Raw genomic sequence first — 18967 nt, 5'->3', positions numbered from 1 at the left:
CACATTTTTGATCTGTCGTGAGACTTAGTTGCTCTTCACCGCGTAGTCCGGCTTTTTGTCATTCCCCGGAATGTACGGGCTCCACGGCTGCGCGCGGATCGGCTCCTGGGTCTGCCACACCACCGAGAACTGCCCGTCGGCCTGGATTTCACCGATCATCACCGGCTTGTGCAGGTGGTGATTGGTCTTGTCCATGGTCAGGGTGAACCCCGACGGCGCGGCGAAGGTCTGGCCGGCCAGCGCTTCACGCACTTTGTCGACGTCGGTGGACTTGGCTTTTTCCGCCGCCTGCGCCCACATATGGATGCCCACGTAGGTGGCTTCCATCGGGTCGTTGGTCACCGCTTTGTCGGCGCCCGGCAGGTTGTGTTGCTTGGCGTAGGCTTTCCAGTCGGCGACGAATTTCTTGTTCACCGGGTTCTCCACCGACTGGAAGTAGTTCCACGCGGCGAGGTTGCCCACCAGCGGTTTGGTGTCGATGCCGCGCAGTTCTTCTTCGCCCACGGAGAACGCCACCACCGGTACGTCGGTGGCCTTCAGGCCCTGGTTGGCCAGCTCTTTGTAGAACGGCACGTTGGAGTCGCCGTTCACGGTGGAGATCACCGCGGTCTTGCCGCCAGCGGAAAACTTTTTGATGTTGGCCACGATGGTCTGGTAGTCCGCATGGCCGAACGGGGTGTAGACCTCTTCGATGTCTTTGTCCGCCACGCCTTTGGAATGCAGGAACGAACGCAGGATCTTGTTGGTGGTGCGTGGGTACACATAGTCAGTGCCCAGCAGGAAGAAGCGCTTGGCGCCGCCGCCTTCTTCGCTCATCAGGTACTCCACCGCCGGGATCGCCTGCTGGTTCGGCGCCGCACCGGTGTAGAACACGTTCGGCGACATCTCTTCGCCTTCGTATTGCACCGGGTAGAACAACAGGCCGTTGAGTTCTTCGAACACCGGCAACACGGATTTGCGCGACACCGAGGTCCAGCAGCCGAACACCACGGCGACCTTGTCCTGGGTCAGCAACTGCCGGCCTTTTTCGGCGAACAGCGGCCAGTTGGACGCCGGGTCGACCACCACCGGTTCAAGCATCTTGCCATTCACCCCGCCCTTGGCGTTGATCTCGTCGATGGTCATCAACGCCATGTCCTTGAGGGACGTTTCGGAGATGGCCATGGTGCCGGACAACGAGTGCAGGATGCCGACCTTGATGGTCTCGGCGGCCTGTACGGTCCAGGTCAGGCCCATGGCGACGATGGATGCCGACAGGGTGAAAGCCTTGATCAAGCTGCGACGCTTCATTGGTGTGTTCTCCGTGAACCCGGTGTTGTTGTTGAGTAGCGCGAGGTTGATCAGGGCGTTTGCAAGGGTTGTGCCTGCTCCGTGGCAGGCGTGTGCGGCGCCGCTTTGAGCGCCTGGTGATATGCGAGCAAGCACCGAAATGGCGCCACAAATGCACGGCGGTGCGTGGGCGGCACCGTCGCGGTGCGTGGAGGGTGCGGCGCTGATGAACGCTAAGCAGGTGTGCTATCCCTTTGGCTGAACAACCGCGCCAATACCAGGCGGTCCATGACCCATACCAACACCAGCGAGGCGCCGACCAGGGGGAACACAATCGCCAACCCGAGCATGATCACCATCGCGGTTTTCCACTTTGGCAGGTCATGGCGCAGCGGCGGCACACCCAGGCCGCCATTGGGCCGGCGCTTCCACCAGATCACCACGCCACTGACCGCGCTGAGCAGGATCATCAGGCAGATCAGCAGCACGATCAGCTGGTTGACCCAGCCGAACATCTTGCCTTCGTGCAGCATCACGCCGGTCTCGGTGGCGCGGGCGACGAGGTTGTAGTGTTCCCAGCGCACGTCGGCCAGGACCTTGCCGGTGTACTGGTCCACGTGCAGGGTGGCGTCAAAGCGCGGGTCGTCGGCGAACACGGCAATGGTGAATACGCCGTCGGCGGTGGTGGGGAAGGTGATGCTGTAGCCGGGCTCGACCTTGCGGGCGGTGGCCAGGTCCACCACCTGTTGCAGGCGTAGGGTGGGCGCGGCGGGGGCCGAGTGCATCGCGCCGTGGTTCATGTGTTCGGCATGGTCGCCGGACATCGGCATCGGCGTGTTTTCCATGGCCCAGGGCACGGTCTGTTGCGTTGCGGTGTTGAGGACGCGGGCCTGCTGATCGGACTGTGGCACGTCGTTCCACATGGCGGCCGGAAAGCGGTTCCACAGGTCGGCGTATTGCTTGCCCCAGAAGCCGGTCCAGGTCATGCCGCTGAGCAGCATCACCAGCAAGAACGCCGCGCCCCAGAAGCCGGCGACGGCATGCATATCGCGCCAGAACAGCCGGCCACGGCTGTTAAAACGTGGCCACAACACCCCCCCCGAAGACTTGCCGCGCGGCCACCACAGGTACAGGCCCGACACGACGAGCATCACGCCCCAACCGGCGGCGAGTTCCACCAGTCGGTCGCCGACGGTGCCAATCATCAGCTCACCGTGCAGTGCGCGGGCGATGGCTTGCAGGTTGTATTTCGCGTCCTGCTCGCCGAGCACGGTGCCGCGGTAGGGATCGACGAACACCGTGATTTCGCGGCCGCCGTTGTGCATCACAAATTGCGCGCTGCTGGTGGCGTCGGCGGGTGGCAGGTATTTGCTGATTGCGCCTTGGGGGTAGGTCGCCTTGGCGCGTTGCAGTTGTTCGTCGGCGCTCAGTGCGTGTTCGGCGGCGGGGACGGTCAGCAGGTGGCCGTACATCAGTGGGTCGAGCTGCGGTTTGAACAGGTAGATGATGCCGGTGATTGCCAGCAGCACCATGAAGGGGGCGACGAAGAGGCCGGCGTAGAAGTGCCAGCGCCAGGCCAGGTTGTAGAAGGAGATTTTTTGCTTGTTCATCAAGGATGCTCCGCAAAGCTTAAATTTTTGTAGTGACTCAGGCCGCCATCGGGAGCAAGCCCCTTCCCACATTTGAATGCGTTCACATATCAAAATGTGGGAGGGGCGGTGCGACGATTCGACTTGCTCCCGATGCTTTTAGAAGCTCATGTCCACCTTGGTCCAAAGGGTCCGCCCCGGCTCCTTGATGGCCTGCGGGTCGTTGGCCGGGTAGCCGAACCCTGCATTGCCCGCCAGGTTCAGGTGCTCGGCGTAGGCTTTGCCGAACAGGTTGTCGACGCCGGTGCTGACCTTGAAGTTTTTATTGATGCGGTACGCCGCGTTCAGCGAGAACACGCCAAAACCGCCGCTCTTGTCGTAGTCCTTGCCGACCACGTTGCCCTTGTTCGGGTCGATACGGTTTTGCGCGGCCACCACGCGCCACAAGGCACCGGCGCTCCAGTCGTCTTCGCTGTAGGTGAGGCCCAGGCGTGCATCCAACGGCGGCATTTGCGGCAGGGGGTTACCGTCGCTGCTGTTCTTGCCCCAGGCGTAGGCGAGAGTGGCGTCGGCTTTCCAGTGGCGGGTCAGCGTGTACGCTGCACCGAGTTCGCCGCCCATGATGCGCGCGTCGACATTGCGCGCCTGGGAGGTGGTGCCCATCATTCCCGGTCGGTAGTCGAACAGGATGAAATCGCGCACCTGACCGACATAGCCCGAGGCCCAGGCTTCGAGGTTGTCGGTTTTGTACTGCGCGCCGAAGTCCAGTTGGGTAGTCTTCTCCGGCTTCACGCCGTCGAAGGCATTCACTGAGCCGGCGGCGCCAGTGTTGGGGGAGAACAGCTCCCAATAATCCGGGAAACGTTCGGCGTGGCCCAGGCCGGCGTAGAGGGTGGTGGGGCTGTCGGCCAGGTCGTGTTCGTAGCGCACAAAACCCGAGGGCAGGGTGTCGGCGCGGGTGTCGTCGGCGGTCGGATTAGGGCGTGACATCATTCCCGAGCCCGTGCGTTGACGAAAATCCTTGGCCGAGGCGCGGTCCAGGCGCGCGCCGCTGATCAGGCGGTCGCGGTCGGCGGCGTACCAGGTCAGTTCGCCGAACACGCCATAGTTGTGGAAGTTGGCGTCCTTGGTGCGCGGCAGGTCCTTGTAGGTGTCGATGCCCATGCTGCTGCGTGCGCGGTGTTCGTTGGTCTGTGCATCCAGGCCGCCGATCAATTGCAGGTCGGCCCAGCGCCAGGTGGCCTTGACCCGCGCACCGAGGGTGCGGCGGTCGACGTTGGAGGCCATCGGCCCCGCCATCATCCCGGTGCCCGAGGGCGTGCGCAGGCTGTAGTTGTCCATCACATGGTCGGCGTAGTTGTAGTAGATCTGGGCTTCGACCTTGTCCAGCACCTCGCCGATATTGGATTTTTCGAAGCGCAGGCCGAGGCTTTCGCGCAGGAACTGCGAGCCGTCCATACCGCGCCCGGCGTAGCGCGCTTCGCCGTCGCCACGGCCGGCGGTGAGTTCCAGCAGGGTGTCGGCGTCCGGGGTGAACCCCACCGCCACGTCGCCGTTCCACTTGTCGTAGCGCGAGGCGACGGTGTCATTGTTGCCGTCCTTGTAATCGTCGGCGTGGGCCTGGTTGCCGATCACCCGCACATAGCCCAGCGGCCCGCCGGCGGCGGCGTCGATGACCTTGTCGAAACGTCCGTTGGAGGCGGCCAGCACACTCGCATTGAGCCGTGTCCCCAGCTCACCGAAGTGTTGCGGCTCACGCTCGAACAGGATCGTGCCGGCCGAGGCGCCGGGGCCCCAGAGTACGGTTTGCGGGCCCTTGATCACCGTGAGGGTGTCGTAGGTTTCCGGGGAAATGTACGAGGTGGGCGCATCCATGCGGCCGGGGCAGGCGCCGAGCATCATGCTGCCGTTGGTGAGGATATTCAGGCGCGAGCCGAACATGCCGCGCAGCACCGGGTCGCCATTGGTACCGCCGTTGCGCACCAGGGCGAAGCCGGGGATGGTCTTGAGGTAGTCGCCGCCATCGCTGGCGGGCACCGGTTGGCGCGGGTCCTTGGGGTTGGTGACCACGGTCAGCGGCGAGCTGGGGGCGATCGCGGTGATCACGGTGGGGCTCAGTTCGTGCTCATGCTCGTCGGCATGGACCTGGGGCGTCAGCAACGCGCCGCATAAAACGGCGAGCACGGGGGTACATCCCAATCGGGTGTCAGCAGAAAACCTGGACATGACAAATTCCATCAATCAATCGTAAACAACACGGCCAGCAGCCTGCGGCTGTCTGTCTAAAGTCGGCCGGGGTGAAGTAACGGTGTCAGGGGCTTACGCGATGATGGGCGGCGCGCGGCTGCGGGCGCCGGGGAAGATGCTCCGCCGGGCATGGCCCAAGCGGGTGGCGGGGGTGAGGGCGTTGGCCGGCGGCGGGGTACCGAGGGCCACGAATGACACACTGCCAGGCAGGGCGGGGCAACTGAACAGCAGGTCGCAATAACCGCACTTGGCCCAGAGTGCGTGGTGTTCGTCGGGGGCTTTAGGGTGATGACCTTCGCCATGGTCGTTCGGCATGTCCATGGACATGCTCATCGGCATCGACATACCGGCGTGATGGTTCATCGGCATCGCTTGGGAAATCAGCGGACCGATAAAGATCATCAGCATGGCGAACAGGCTGATCCAGCTGCCGCGCTTCACGCGGTGATGTGGAGAGAGCCTGGCGCGAGGGGCGCCCATTGGGTGTTGGCCTATTGAGCGTGCTTATGCTCGTGGGTGGCCATCGGCGGCACTTTTTGTACCGACACTTGCACCTCGACCTTGCCGGCTTTTTCGAAGGTCAGGGTCAGTGGGAACTGTTTGCCGTCGGCCAACAGGCTGCGGTCTTTTATGCCCAGCAACATCACGTGATAGGCCATGGGCGCAAAGGTCAACTCGCCCTTGGCCGGTACGGCGACATTGGGCACCTGTTGCATTTTCATCAGGTCACCCTGCATCACATGCTCATGCAGCTCTGCTTTCTGCGCCAACGGGGTTTCGGCGCTGAGCAGGCGATCCGGGGTGGCGCCGGTGTTATGAATCACAAAATACGCCGCGACGGTGGGGGCATTGGGCGGCAACGCCTGGGACCAGGGGTCGCTGACCAGCAAGTCGCCGGCCTTGTAGTCGTCGGCATTGGCAGCACTGAACACCGGCAGCAACAACGCGGCGAGAAGCAGGGAAGATTTGAGCATGGCAGTTCTCCAGAACGGTTCTAAACGCAGTTCACTTGCGAAGAAGATCAGACCGTTGGAGAGGCGCGGGGGTTGAGGCTCGGCCATTGCTGGCGCGGGGTTGGCGGCGCCGTTGACGGTGGCGGCAGGCTCTCGACCGCCTCGAACCGCGTGACGTACAACTGCGGCACATGCCCCGGCAACGCCACCAACGGCGCTCCGCCGGAGCAACACCAGCAATGCTGCATGGTGGAATGATCGTCCTGTTGCGGCGCCGGAATTTCCAGCTTGCCCAGGGCAATCGTTTTCAGGCTTGCGCCATTGGAAGAACAGAACCCGCCCCACATCAGTTGCTTGAGCGGGTCGTCCGTCTGCTGTATCGCACTGGCCAGCGGCATGGCAAAGGCGTTGAACAGCACTGCAAGGCAGGCGATCCAGGCAATTGCAAAGCGTTGACGGGCCATGGCGGACAATCCGTAGGGTTAAAGGCGCAGGCGGGTATTTAGCCTGATCGCAGGGGATAAGTAAAAAGGGGCGGTGTGGTTTGGTGTCGCAGTGGCTCAGACCGCCTTGGCGTGAAGCTTGAGGCCCAACGCCTTCATAACTTTCATGATAGTCGCGAACTCGGGATTGCCAGTGCTGGAGAGGGCTTTGTACAGACTTTCTCGTCCGAGGCCGGCGTCGCGGGCTATTTGGGTCATGCCTTGGGCGCGGGCGATATTGTTGAGCGCTGAGCGAATCAGCAATCCGTCACCGGCGTCCTCCTCGAAAGAAGCTTCGAGATACTCCGCCATGTCCTCAGGGGTCGTCAGATGCTCGGCTATATCGAAATCTTTAAATTGAGTCATGGGTCACTCCTTTTTCTCAAATTCATCGGCAATTTCTTTAGCGCGCTCGATGTCGCGTTTTTGCGTTGATTTATCGCCACCTATCAACAGTAGGTAAACCACCTCACCTATACGCTTGAAGTACACCCGGTATCCAGGGCCGTAGTGGATGCGCATTTCGGATACGCCATTTCCGACGTTTACGCAGTCTCCAAAATTGCCCATTCTTGCGTTATCCAATCTTGTCAGCACGCGTCCATGGGCGGGTTTACTGCGTAGCGAATAAAGCCATTCCTGAAACTCATCAGATCTCTTGAAGTGGATCATCTAGGATCGTATTCCTTGGGATACATGTTGGCAAGTTGCGATGCGCTGAAAAAGCAGGGCATCCCCATCGCGGGCGCCGGAGCAAAACCGCGAGAGGGGAGGTTAGGGCGGGAGCTTTTGGCTGAGCCAGCCAGCTTGTTCGGAAGTGTTTGTAGGGGGATTCGGCTTTCGGTGGTGAGGCCTGATAGGAGGCTGTTCGGCTGGTTATTCGTATAAACAGAAATTTCCGACAAGGATTTGAGGTTGTCCCTAGGACGCTTGATCTCTAGTCTCCGTACACCGCTGCAAACGCAGCGGTCGGGCGTCGCGGCCCGGTTTACCAATGCGCCTATGCGCCATTGTCCGCTTTCAGTTGGCGCTTTTTTATCGTCTACTGTGCGGCGTTATGGTGGCTGTGCGCGGGATACCTTCGGGTATGCCGGGTTCATTGGTAACCGGTCCGCGAACCTGCGTACAGCTGCCACCCTCTATCGCGTCGCGGCGATCAGTGGCAGCTCCACTTACCAATGGAACTTCACAATGATTAAACACACCCCCAATCCCCCCGTCCGGCTATTTACCGTGGTTGACGGATTCAGTACCGAAGACCTGCTGGTCAACCTTAGCGAAACACTGGCATCGGCCAACGCGCTTAGCTGTGACCTGGCGTTTGATTTGGAAGGCCCGAAACGAGAGGAGTTGCTCGGCGTTGCGCAGTTGATCGAGCTGGCGCAGTTGCTGGCGGATCGCGTGCATGATGGCGTCGGGCAGACGACAGCAGTGGCTGGATGACGCAGTTTTAAATGTGGGAGGGGGCTTGCTCCCGGCGGTGGATCAGTCAGTAAATCAGGGACTGATACACCGTAATCGGGAGCAAGTCGAATCGTCGCACCGCCCCTCCCACATTGGATCGGTGGTGTTCAGGGTGTGTGGATTGCCTGTAAGGCCGCCGACACGGTGAGGAACTCCCGGTCTACGCGCGCCAACACCGGCCGCTTCAACACCAACACCGGCACACCACGCTCCCGTGCCACTTCCAGCTTGGGTTCGGTAGCCGTACTGCCGCTGTTTTTGCTGATCAGCACATCAATCTTTCGTCGTTCAAACAACGCCCGTTCGTCCTCAATCAGAAACGGCCCCCGCGCCCCTATCACTTCACACCGTTCATTGCCCGGATACACGTCCAGCGCCCGCAATGTCCAGAACTGCTCGACGGGGACTTCATGGAGATGCTGCAACGGTTCGCGGCCCAAGGTGAACAGTGGCCGCTTGAAGGGTTTCAGTGCTTCGGTCAGCTCAGCCCAGTCAGCGACCTCTCGCCAATCGTCACCGGCCTGCGGTTGCCACGCCGGGCGACGCAATGCCCAGCACGGCACACCGCTCAACTGTGCCGCCTCGGCGGCATTGCGGCTGATCTGCGCGGCATACGGATGGGTCGCGTCGAGAATCAAGCTGATACCTTCATCGCGAACGAACTGCGCCAACCCCTCGGCACCGCCATACCCACCGACACGCACCTGGCAGGTGAGGTCGGTCGGCACACGGCCGACACCGGCCAGGCTGTAGATATGTTGCGGGCCTAATGTGCGGGCAATGGCCAACGCTTCAGTCACGCCCCCCAGCAACAGAATCCGTTTCATAGCGGCTTGACCATGTCCAACAACGTAATCGGCAACGCCTGGCGCCACGTATCAAACTCCCCCAACGGCTGCGCCTGGGCCACGTGGATGCGGGTCAGTTCGCCGCCATGTTGAGCGCGCCAGTTCATCAGGGTCATTTCGCTTTGTAGGGTCACGGCATTGGCGACCAACCGTCCACCGGGCCGCAATTGTTGCCAGCAGGCGTCGAGCACGCCGTCGCGGGTGACGCCGCCGCCGATGAAGATGGCGTCGGGTGTCGGCAGGCCGTGCAACGCGTCCGGGGCTGTGCCGCGAACCAGATGCAGGCCGGGCACGCCGAGGACGTCACGGTTGTGTTCGATCAGACCCTGGCGGCCTTCGTCGGCCTCAATCGCCAGTGCACGGCAACTGGGATGCGTGCGCATCCACTCGATGCCGATGGAGCCGCTGCCCGCGCCCACGTCCCACAGCAGTTCGCCTGGCATCGGCGCGAGGCGGGCGAGGGTCATGGCGCGCACATCGCGTTTGGTCAGTTGGCCGTCGTGCCGGAAGGCGGAGTCCGGCAGGCCGGCCAGACGCGACAGGCGTGGGGTGTCGCTGGAGGCCAGGCAATCGATGGCGACCAGGTTCAGATCGGCCGTGCTCAGGTGTTGCCAGTCGACGGCCAGGCCGTCGAGGCGCCGCTCGTTCGCGCCGCCCAAATGTTCAAACACCGCCAATCGGCTGGGGCCGAACCCCGCCTCTGTCAATAAAGCGGCAATCAACGCAGGGCTGCCACCGTCATTGCTCAGCACTAACAAGCGCACACCGCTGGCCAGGTGCGCATTGATTGCCGCGAAGGGCCGCGCCACCACGGATAATGTCACCACGTCCTGTAACGGCCAGCCCAAACGCGCGGCGGCCAGGGACACTGACGACGGCGCCGGCAAAATCAGCAACTCTTCAGCCGTGATCTGCCGCGCCAAGCTGACGCCCACGCCATAGAGCATCGGGTCGCCACTGGCCAGCACGCACACCGGTTCGCCGCGCTTTGCCAGCACCGGTTCCAGGGAAAACGGGCTCGGCCACAGCTGGCGTTCGCCACGAATACACACCGGCAACAGGTCCAACTGGCGCTGAGCACCTATAATCCGCGTGGCGCGCAACAGGGCGTGCCGGGCATTCCTGCCCAGCCCCTTGAAGCCGTCTTCACCGATGCCTACAACCGTCAGCCAGGGCGACATAGCAATTCCTTGAGCGACATCCGACGGGCAGGCTTTTCATGCCGCCGGACAAAGCAGGCATAATACCGCGCCTTTACCCGTCAACCGGTAGCCCCGTGAACCCAACGCCCGCTCTGAATACCTTGCGCCCCTCGGCTTGTCCGGGGTTGCTGCGTATCGTCCAGGCGTTGGACGGCGGCATTTGCCGGATCAAACTGGCCGGTGGTTCGATCAGCGCCGCGCAGGCGAACGCCGTGGCCGATGCTGCCCAAGCCTATGCCGGCGGGGTGATCGAGGCGACCAACCGCGCCAACCTGCAGATCCGTGGGATCGGCGCCGAGCAGGATGCTTTGATCGCAATGCTGCTGGCGGCTGGCCTGGGCCCGAACAACGCCGCCGGCGACGACGTGCGCAACCTGATGCTCAGCCCCAGCGCCGGTATCGACCCGCAGATGCTGTTCGACACCCGTCCATTGGCCGGGCAGATCCTCGCCACGCTGGAAAATCATCCGCGCTTTCATGCGCTGTCGGCCAAGTTCGCCGTGCAACTGGATGGCGGCGAGGCCCTGGCGATGCTCGAACATCATCATGACCTGTGGCTGTCGGCATTCGTGCGCAATGGCCAGACGTTGCTCGCGTTTGGCCTGGCGGGTTGTCCGGGCCTGGATGCGCCGTTGGCCGCCGTGCGATTGGACCAGGGGCACGCGTTGGTGGTGGCTGTCCTCGACGCGTTCCTTGAACTCGCCACCCCAGAGCAAACCCGCATGCGGCATTTACCTGTGGATAACATGCTGGGCCGCCTGAGCCTGCCGCTGCTGCCGATCGAAGGTTTCAAACGCCCGCCCAGCGGCGCTTTGCTTCACCTCGGCACTTATCCACAGGAACAAAAAAATCAATTCTATGTCGCCGCCGTCGCCCCCTTGGGCCGCCTGGATTCGATGATGCTCAAGGGCGCCGCACAGCTTGCCAGCGATTACGGTGACGGCACCTTGCGCTTCACCCCTTGGCAAGGCGTGCTGCTGCCCAATGTCGAAAAACCCCACGGCGTGACGGAACGCCTGGCGCAACTGGGCTTTCTCTGTTCAATCGACCAACCCCTGGCGCGCATGACCGCCTGCACCGGTTCGAGCGGCTGCGCCAAAGCGCTGGCCGATACCAAGGCCGATGCGGTGCAACTGGCTGCGTTGCACACGGGCTTCGACGTCCACCTGTCCGGCTGCCCGCGCTCCTGCGCCGCCGCGCACACCGCGCCGGTCACCTTGTTGGCGGTGAGCCCTGGTCACTACGACCTCTATTTTCGCGAGGCAGCCCAGCCCGGTTTCGGCCGGCTGCACGCGCGCAACCTTTCCATTGAAGCGGCGGGCGCCCTGTTGCGCGCTCGTCCACGGAGCAACACCAATGATTGATTACATCCGCGACGGTCAGGAGATCTACCGCAACTCCTTCGCCATTATTCGCGCGGAAGCCAGGTTGGAGCGTATTCCGGCCGACCTGGAAAAACTCGCGGTGCGGGTGATTCACGCATGCGGCATGGTGGATGCCATCGACGGCCTGCAGTTCTCCGAAGGCGCCGGCAAGGCTGGACGCGATGCTTTGGCGGCGGGCGCGCCGATCCTGTGTGATGCGCGGATGGTCTCCGAGGGCGTGACCCGCGCACGCCTGCCGGCCAATAACCCGGTGATCTGCACCCTGCGTGACGACAGCGTGCCTGAGTTGGCGCGGGAGTTGGGCAACACCCGCTCCGCTGCCGCCCTGGAGTTGTGGCGCCCGCATTTGGCAGGCAGTGTGGTGGTGATCGGCAATGCGCCGACCGCCTTGTTTTACCTGCTGGAAATGCTCGACGCCGGTGCGCCGAAACCGGCGTTGATCCTTGGCTTCCCGGTGGGTTTTGTCGGCGCCGCCGAATCCAAGGCGATGCTGGCGGCCGATAGCCGTGGCGTGCCGTTCGTGATCATGCAAGGCCGCCTGGGCGGCAGCGCCATGGCCGCGGCGGCAGTCAATGCACTCGCCACGGAGGTCGAATAATGCCTGCACGCGGACGTTTGATCGGCCTGGGCGTGGGCCCCGGCGACCCGGAGCTGATCACCCTCAAGGCCCTGCGCCTGCTGCGCGAGTCGCCGGTGGTGGCGTACTTCGTGGCCAAGGGCAAGAAGGGCAATGCGTTCGGCATCATCGAAGATCACCTGGTGCCGCAACAGACCCTGATGCCGCTGGTGTACCCGGTGACCACCGAAGCGCTGCCGGCGCCGCTGTCGTACGAGCAGGTGATCAGCGATTTCTACGACACCGCCAGCGTCGACGTGGCCGCGCACCTGGACGCCGGCCGCGATGTGGCGGTGATCTGCGAAGGCGACCCGTTCTTCTACGGCTCCTACATGTACCTGCATGACCGTCTGGCCGAGCGTTACGACGCCCAGGTCATCCCCGGCGTGTGCTCGATGCTCGGCGGCGCGTCGGTGCTCGGCGCGCCGTTGGTGTATCGCAACCAGAGCCTGTCGGTGTTGTCGGGGGTATTGCCCCATGACGACCTCAAGCGCCGCCTGGCGGATGCCGACGCCGCAGTGATCATGAAACTGGGCCGCAACTTCACCAAGGTGCGTCAGGTGCTGGAAGAACTCGGCCTGGCCGAGCGGGCGCTGTATGTGGAGCGCGCCACCATGGCCAACCAGAAGATCGTGCCGCTGGATCAGGTGGAGCCGATGTCGTCGCCGTACTTCTCGCTGATCATCGTGCCCGGTGAACGGTGGCAAGGGTGATGACTGCAGCGATTGTCATCCTGGGCCAGGGCAGCCTGGCGACGGCGCGCAAAATCCAGCAGGTGTATCCCGGTGCGGTGATTTACGGTTTGGCCGGGCGAGTTGAAGGTGCGGACCAGGCCTACAACGAATTCGGCGCTACCCTGCGCCGGTTGTATCAACAAGGCACGCCGCTGGTTGCCTTGTGCGCCGCCGGCATTGTGATCCGCACCCTGGCGCCGTTGCTGCTGGAAAAAGGTGAAGAGCCCGCCGTGCTGGCCGTGGCCGAAGACGGCAGCGCCGTGGTGCCGCTGCTCGGTGGCCTGGGCGGCGTTAACCGGATGGCGCGGGAAATCGGCGCTGCGCTGAATGTATCCGCTGCGATCACCACCAGCGGCGAGCTGCGTTTTGGCACCTGCCTGCTCAACCCACCCACGGGCTATGAACTGGCCGACCTGGAGCTGGGCAAGCGTTTCGTTTCCGACTTGCTGGCCGGCGAAAGCGTGCGCATCGAAGGCGCGGCGCCATGGTTGGAGCAAGCGAATCTGCCGCAGGACCGGCAAGCACGGTTGGCGATTCATGTGGGCAGCGCCGAGCGCGTGCCGGTGGCCAATGAGTTGCTGATCTACCCGAAGAACGTGAGTGTGACCTGCAAGCCGGGCGCGGATTTGGCCGAGCGCGTGCGGGCGGCGTTGCATGACGCGGGCATCGCTGTGCAATCTCTGGCGTGCCTGCTTGCCAGTGACACGAAAATGGCCGAGGCGTCGCTGCACGAAGCGGCATCGGCGCTGGCGGTGCCGCTGCGTTTTGCCCGCATCAGCCAAGACGCCGACATCGTGATTCACGTTGCCGAGCAACCGCTGGACCTGTCCCAGGTAGGGCGCCCGCGTGGCCGCCTCGCCGTGATCGGCCTGGGGCCTGGCGCGGCGGAATTGATGGTGCCGGCGGTCAAGGCCGAACTGGCGCGCTGCACCGATGTGCTGGGTTATGAGACCTACGTGCGCATGGCCGGGCCGTTCCGTGACGATCAAGTGCAGCATTGCACCGATAACCGCGAAGAAATGCAGCGCGCGCGCCATGCCTTCGAACTGGCCGCCACGGGCCGTTCGGTGGTGGTGGTGTCGTCCGGTGACCCTGGCGTGTTCGCCATGGCGGCGGCGGTGATCGAGGCGCTCCACGAGTCCAGCGACCCGGCCTGGCATCAGGTTGATCTGCAAATCCTGCCGGGCGTCTCGGCCTCGCTGGCCACTGCTGCCCAGGCGGGTGCGCCGTTGGGGCATGACTTCTGCGTGATGTCGCTGTCGGACAACCTCAAGCCCTGGTCAATCATCGAAAAACGCCTGGATCTCGCGTCCCAGGCCGACCTGGCCCTGGCGTTCTACAACCCGATCTCACGCGCGCGACCTTGGCAGTTGGGGCGCGCCCTGGAAATCGTCGCGCTGCACCGCGAGCCGCGGACACCGGTGGTGCTGGGCCGTGATATCGGTCGCCCGGGCCAGACCCTGCGTGTCACCACGCTGGGGCAACTGACCCCGGAACAGGTGGACATGCGCACCATGGTGCTGATCGGCTCGTCCACCACCTGCACGTTCCCGCGTGCCGGTGGCGGTGAGTGGGTGTATACGCCACGCTGGTACGGCGAAAAACCCGCGTCCTGAATACGCCCCGGCGACGGCTGGAAAGCTCCGAATGACGCAGTGATTGTGCTGCGCGTGTTCGGGGCTTTTTCTTTTTTGCGCGATGAAAACCCGAACGCTTGCAGCGACCCCGCGTGATTGCTGGAGGGCGCGATCCGGCGTGGTCGGCCAAGGCATGTTTGTCGCCTGGAAAGCTCGACTGCCCGTGGACTAGTGTGGAAAGCAGCCCCATGTGGGGTGTTTGTGGAGAACTGAACATGGAGCGACGTCACAGAAGGATCAACAACACGAAAAGGCGAAAACTGATTGCCGCGCACAAGCCGCCGGGTGCGTCGGCCGCTGTGCCGGCTGACACCGACGACAGCAATGCGGCCGTGGTCAACAACAGTGTCATGTCGTTTGCCGAGGGGGTGTCGGGCCTGAACCGGGAATACATTCGCAAAAGCTATTTGCTGGCCAGCAGTTATGTCAGCGATGTGTTGAATGTTAAGCGCGGTACCGAGGCCTGGTACGACGCGTTTATCAACGTGATGCTCAGCCTGGGCTGGCTGCCGCTGCGCAGCCGTTTCGAGCGGGTCTCGCGTTCGGGCAAGGGCCTGACGGTACAGGTGGCGGCATTGAACATCATCGCGGCGCTGTTGGCGTCGTCCTCATGGGCCGGGCCGCTGGTCAATGCGTTGCCTAAACTGGCGGCCGATGCGCTGGAGGCTTTGAAACAGCAGCCGGCGTCTCTGGCGTTGTTCAAGCGCAACACGACGCTGCACCAGGGCGGTGATTTTGGCCTGGCGTCCTGCGTCGAAGCGGATGGGGAATTGATGATGGTGCTGGTGACCTACAGCACCCAGGGCGTGAATAAACAGGTGGGGTTGCCGTTCCTGGAATGGGACAGCGCCTCGGTCGAGGCTTTCAGCGGGCAGACCTGCCTGGTGCTGAATACCTCGCTGGTCAACGAAAAAACCGTCCAGATGATGCGCGAAAGCGCGGGCGACAAGGTGCAACTGGCGATCGCCAAGTACCGTATCTAAGGCACCAGATAACCGCGCACGCCGGTAAAGATGATTTGCGCGGCGAGGGCGCACACAAACAGGCCCATCAGCCGGCTGACAATTTGCAGGCCCTGGTCACCGAGAATGCGTTCGATACGGTTGGACAGGTACAGCACCACGCCCACCGTGAGGCTGGCCAGGGCGATGCTGAGGATGGCGGTGAGCTTGTCATCCCAGTGAGGCTGGCTGACCCCCATCACCAGCAGCGCACCGATGGTGCCGGGGCCGACGGTGAGGGGGATGGTCAGCGGCACGATGGTCACGTCCTGCTGCACGTTGTCGGTCTGCACCGCCGACTTGCCCTGTGCCATGCCCAGCGCCGAGATAAACAGCACACTGCCTGCGCCGATGCGGAACGCATCCACGGTGATGCCGAACACGCTGAAAATGACGCGGCCGAACAGGTAGAGCAGCACGCTCGACACCAGGGTCGCCAGCGCCACTTTCCAGGCCAGGCGCCGCCGTTCTTTGCTGGAGTAGCCACGGGTCAGGCTGATAAAGCAGGACAGCACGAAGAACGGGCTGTAGAGCACCAGCATCTTCAGGTAAACGCTGAACAACACGTGGAGCATGGGGGTGGCTCGCGGGAGGGGAAAGTGTGCAGAGTCTATCAGGCGATAGAGATCAAATGTGGGAGGGGCCAAGTCCCCCCCACTTTGGAAGTGTATTTCAGATCAGGAGGGTTCGTGCTCGGGGCGTTGCTGACGCTGCGCCACCCAGAACTCCACCAGCTCGCGCAACTGCGACAACTCCACCGGCTTGGCCATGTGCCCGTCCATGCCGGCCTGGCGCGCGCGTTCCTTGTGTTCCGACAGGATATGCGCCGTCAGCGCCACCACCGGCGTGCGGATGCGTTGGTGGCTGACTTCCCATGCACGCAGTTGCTGGGTGGCGGAGAAGCCATCGAGAATCGGCATTTCACAGTCCATCAACACCAGGTCGTAGCGCTGGGCTTTCATCGCCTCCAGCGCTTCTTCGCCGTTGCTGGCGGTGTCCGGGTCGAGGTTGAGTTTGCCGAGCATGCCGCGAATAACTTTGGTGGAAATGCTGTTGTCTTCGGCCACCAGGATCTTGAAGTCACCGGGCACCGTCACCACGGGTGGTGCGCTGAGCGCCGGGCGAGACGGCAGACCGCCTTTGTTGCGCTGGGTCAGTTCGTCGGCCAGGGTGGTCTTGAGGGTATAACCGGCCACCGGCTTGGCGAGGATGCGCTTGATCCCGCAGTTGCGTGCAATGATCTTGCTCGGCGCGTTGCTGATGCCGGTGAGCATGATCAGCAGGATGTCGTGGTTCAGGCTCGGGTCTTCCTTGATCTTCGCCGCCAGTTGCATGCCGGTCATACCGGGCATGTTCTGGTCCAGCAACACCACATCGAAGTAGTCGCGCAGGTGCGCCTTGGTACGCAGCAACGCCAGGGCTTCCTTGCCGGAGGGGACGGCGCTGACGTTCAGGCCCCAGGCCGTGCATTGCTGCACCAGCACTTTGCGGCAGGTGTCGTTGTCGTCCACCACCAGCACCCGTGCGTCCTTGAGCGGGCCGTCCAGGTCGGAGGTCGGGTGCTCCAGGCGTTCCGGGTCCAGCGGCAGCGTCAGCCATAGGGTACTGCCTTGATGGCTGCCGCTCTTGATGCCGAACTCGCCGTTCATCAACAGGATCAACTGACGGGCGATGACCAGGCCAAGGTGGCCGCTCAAGCGCGTGGCCGAGAGGAAGTTCTTGCTGTGCAGTTCGCTGTGCAACAGGGCCTCGCGCTCGACGGCTTCCATCGGCAGGCCGCTGTCTTGCACGGCGATGCGCAGGCGCGGCTTGGTGCTGCGGTCGTCCAGGGCGACGACGATCAGCACTTCGCCTTCATCGGTCTTGTGCAGGGCGTTTTCCAGCAGGCTCAGCAGTGCCTGGCGCAGGCGGGTCGGGTCACCACTGATGACGCGTGGCACCTGGGGCTGGATAAAGCTGATCAACTCGACGTTCTGCTGCTCGGCCTTGGCGCGGAAGATGCTCAGGCAGTCTTCGAGCAGCGCGTTGAGGTCGAACTGCACATCGTCCAGCTCGATCTGCCCGGATTCGAGCTTGGAGATGTCGAGGATCTCGTTGATCAGCGTCAGCAGTTCGTTGCCGGCGCTGTGGATGGTCTGCACGTAATCGCGCTGCTTCACCGACAGCGGCGTGCCCAGCAGCAGTTCGGTCATGCCCAGTACGCCGTTCATGGGGGTGCGGATTTCGTGGCTGATCTTGGCCAGGAACTCGGCCTTGGCGGCGATTTCGGCATTGCTGGCGGCCAGGTCGCGGCTGAGGCTGAAGCGCGCCTCGACAATTGCACGCTGGCGCTCGCCCAGGGCCAGGCTCATCAACAGGCCACTGAGACAGATGAACGCCAGCAGGGTGACGATCAACCCCTGCGGCGACACCATCGTCAGGCCCAGCAACGCCGGCAGGATGATCAGCGTGCCGATGTTGAACACCACCATGCCCGCCACGAACAACCGCGCCGGCCGGTAGCCCTTCTGCCAGTGATAGGCCGAGACAAACAGCATGCTCAGGCCGGCGAGGGCCACCAGGGCGTAGGTAATGATGTTCAGCGGCAGGGTGTTGACGAACAACAGCAGCAGGCCGCACAGCACGATAAACAGGATGTCGGCCATCAACAGTTTGTTCAGCGGGTGCGGGCCCAGTGGCATGAAGAAGCGATAGGCAAACATCAGTCCGCACGGCGCGGTCAGCAGCAAGGCCAGGTAGGCGCCCGGCGTTTGCAGCGCATGCCAGTTCGGCAACCAGGGACCTGGCAGGTTGAGCAGCAGCGCCAGGCTGAGCAGCAACAGGATTTCGCACGCCGCCAGCCACAGGCTGCTGCGTGAGCGATGGTAGGCAAAGCGTGAAACGTTGTGCAGGATCAGCATCAGCAGGCAGCCGAACAGCAGGCCGTAGATCAGTGTCTGGGTCTGGTCGGCGGCGGCCAGCACGGCCGGCTCAAGGGTGATATAGGGGCGCAGCTCGTGTTCCGACACCAGGCGCAGGTAGACCTCGAGGGGCTGCTGGCTCTGGGGCATCGGTAGCATGAAATCACTGCTGGGCAGCGGACGTTGTTCCTGTGGCTGGCGGGTGCCGGTGCTTGTTTGCTCCACCAGCGTGTCGCCGTCCAGGACGTACAGGCTCAGGTGCGACAGGTCCGGGGCGAATACCCGCAGCACTTGCTCGTGCTTGCCCGGTTGCAGTTTGAAACGTACCCACAACGCACCGTCCGGCGGTGCCGCCGTGATACGGTCCAGTTCGATGGGGCTGAATTGGTTGGTGTAGCGCGAGGAGCGAATATCGCTCAGTTGCAGGTCTGCCTGCTCATCAAGCAATACTGCCCAGCCACTGCCTTGCGCGGCGGCTTGGGCCGGGAACAGGCAGAGCAGCGTCAGCAGACTGACAGTGAAACCTATGGCGATCCTGAGCCAGCGCACGGCGAAATCCCTTCGTAGGTTGATGCACGGGTTAACTATGCGCGGGGTAGCCGGTGTACGGCAAGGGCCTGAGGCCCTTGCCTGACCGAAC

18 protein-coding genes are annotated in these 18967 nt (G+C 63.0%); 6 read left to right on the top strand and 12 right to left on the bottom strand.

The features are described from left to right. Positions 1-24: 24 nt before the first annotated feature. From urtA to V6M90_RS00295, 8 genes are all read right to left on the bottom strand, one after another. Positions 25-1290: an urea ABC transporter substrate-binding protein gene (urtA, locus tag V6M90_RS00330; RefSeq protein WP_003171445.1), complete on the bottom strand. Its 1266-nt coding sequence runs from the start codon at positions 1288-1290 to the stop codon at positions 25-27. 212 nt (positions 1291-1502) lie between these two features. Further along, positions 1503-2879, bottom strand: coding sequence for a PepSY-associated TM helix domain-containing protein (locus V6M90_RS00325; protein ID WP_141063013.1), 1377 nt, complete (start codon positions 2877-2879; stop codon positions 1503-1505). Between the two features lie 138 nt (positions 2880-3017). Further along, a complete protein-coding gene (locus V6M90_RS00320; RefSeq protein ID WP_332845930.1) occupies positions 3018-5084 on the bottom strand; it encodes a TonB-dependent copper receptor in 2067 nt (688 codons plus the stop codon). Between the two features lie 93 nt (positions 5085-5177). Further along, the gene (locus V6M90_RS00315) at positions 5178-5585 is read right to left on the bottom strand and encodes a DUF2946 domain-containing protein (RefSeq protein WP_003171451.1); all 408 of its coding nucleotides are present in this window, start codon (positions 5583-5585) and stop codon (positions 5178-5180) included. A gap of 11 nt (positions 5586-5596) precedes the next feature. Beyond that, positions 5597-6079, bottom strand: coding sequence for a copper chaperone PCu(A)C (locus V6M90_RS00310; protein WP_003171453.1), 483 nt, complete (start codon positions 6077-6079; stop codon positions 5597-5599). Positions 6080-6126: 47 nt separating this feature from the next. Next, the gene (locus V6M90_RS00305) at positions 6127-6522 is read right to left on the bottom strand and encodes a DUF2946 domain-containing protein (RefSeq protein ID WP_003171455.1); all 396 of its coding nucleotides are present in this window, start codon (positions 6520-6522) and stop codon (positions 6127-6129) included. Positions 6523-6618: 96 nt separating this feature from the next. Beyond that, a complete protein-coding gene (locus V6M90_RS00300; RefSeq protein ID WP_078823097.1) occupies positions 6619-6906 on the bottom strand; it encodes an addiction module antidote protein in 288 nt (95 codons plus the stop codon). Between the two features lie 3 nt (positions 6907-6909). Then, positions 6910-7212, bottom strand: a complete 303-nt coding sequence (locus V6M90_RS00295; RefSeq protein WP_003171457.1) for a type II toxin-antitoxin system RelE/ParE family toxin — start codon at positions 7210-7212, stop codon at positions 6910-6912. A gap of 519 nt (positions 7213-7731) precedes the next feature. Here V6M90_RS00295 and V6M90_RS00290 point away from each other — a divergent pair. Further along, complete coding sequence (locus V6M90_RS00290) at positions 7732-7983, top strand: DUF6124 family protein (protein WP_332845929.1); 252 nt, start codon at positions 7732-7734, stop codon at positions 7981-7983. Between the two features lie 128 nt (positions 7984-8111). On the opposite strand, the gene V6M90_RS00285 is transcribed toward V6M90_RS00290, so the two are convergent. Continuing rightward, positions 8112-8831: a cobalt-precorrin-6A reductase gene (locus V6M90_RS00285; RefSeq protein WP_332845928.1), complete on the bottom strand. Its 720-nt coding sequence runs from the start codon at positions 8829-8831 to the stop codon at positions 8112-8114. Continuing rightward, complete coding sequence (gene cbiE / locus V6M90_RS00280; protein WP_332845927.1) at positions 8828-10033, bottom strand: precorrin-6y C5,15-methyltransferase (decarboxylating) subunit CbiE; 1206 nt, start codon at positions 10031-10033, stop codon at positions 8828-8830. The genes V6M90_RS00285 and cbiE overlap by 4 nt, the downstream gene beginning before the upstream one ends. A gap of 38 nt (positions 10034-10071) precedes the next feature. On the opposite strand from cbiE, the gene cobG reads away from it, so the two are divergent. From cobG to V6M90_RS00255, 5 genes are all read left to right on the top strand, one after another. Next, positions 10072-11418: a precorrin-3B synthase gene (gene cobG, locus V6M90_RS00275; RefSeq protein ID WP_141063009.1), complete on the top strand. Its 1347-nt coding sequence runs from the start codon at positions 10072-10074 to the stop codon at positions 11416-11418. Further along, positions 11411-12037: a precorrin-8X methylmutase gene (locus V6M90_RS00270; RefSeq protein WP_078731372.1), complete on the top strand. Its 627-nt coding sequence runs from the start codon at positions 11411-11413 to the stop codon at positions 12035-12037. The genes cobG and V6M90_RS00270 overlap by 8 nt, the downstream gene beginning before the upstream one ends. Beyond that, entirely contained in the window at positions 12037-12768 is a 732-nt protein-coding gene (locus V6M90_RS00265) for a precorrin-2 C(20)-methyltransferase (RefSeq protein WP_141063008.1), read from the top strand. The genes V6M90_RS00270 and V6M90_RS00265 overlap by 1 nt, the downstream gene beginning before the upstream one ends. Continuing rightward, positions 12768-14405 (top strand): precorrin-3B C(17)-methyltransferase, encoded by a 1638-nt coding sequence (gene cobJ, locus V6M90_RS00260; RefSeq protein ID WP_332845926.1) that lies wholly within the window; start codon positions 12768-12770, stop codon positions 14403-14405. The genes V6M90_RS00265 and cobJ overlap by 1 nt, the downstream gene beginning before the upstream one ends. A 236-nt stretch (positions 14406-14641) precedes the next feature. After that, positions 14642-15409 (top strand): hypothetical protein, encoded by a 768-nt coding sequence (locus tag V6M90_RS00255; protein ID WP_141063006.1) that lies wholly within the window; start codon positions 14642-14644, stop codon positions 15407-15409. Here V6M90_RS00255 and V6M90_RS00250 read toward each other — a convergent pair. Both V6M90_RS00250 and V6M90_RS00245 read right to left on the bottom strand, forming a co-directional pair. Further along, the gene (locus V6M90_RS00250) at positions 15406-16002 is read right to left on the bottom strand and encodes a MarC family protein (RefSeq protein ID WP_003171467.1); all 597 of its coding nucleotides are present in this window, start codon (positions 16000-16002) and stop codon (positions 15406-15408) included. The two genes, V6M90_RS00255 and V6M90_RS00250, sit on opposite strands and share 4 nt — an antisense overlap. Positions 16003-16104: 102 nt before the next feature. After that, positions 16105-18876, bottom strand: a complete 2772-nt coding sequence (locus tag V6M90_RS00245) for a hybrid sensor histidine kinase/response regulator (protein ID WP_332845925.1) — start codon at positions 18874-18876, stop codon at positions 16105-16107. Positions 18877-18967 lie beyond the last annotated feature (91 nt).

The sequence above is a fragment of the Pseudomonas lactucae genome, assembly GCF_036688725.1.
Classification (GTDB): Bacteria; Pseudomonadota; Gammaproteobacteria; order Pseudomonadales; family Pseudomonadaceae; genus Aquipseudomonas; species Aquipseudomonas lactucae.
Note: the sequence above shows the minus strand (reverse complement) of the source record. Positions and strands in the feature narration are given on the sequence as shown.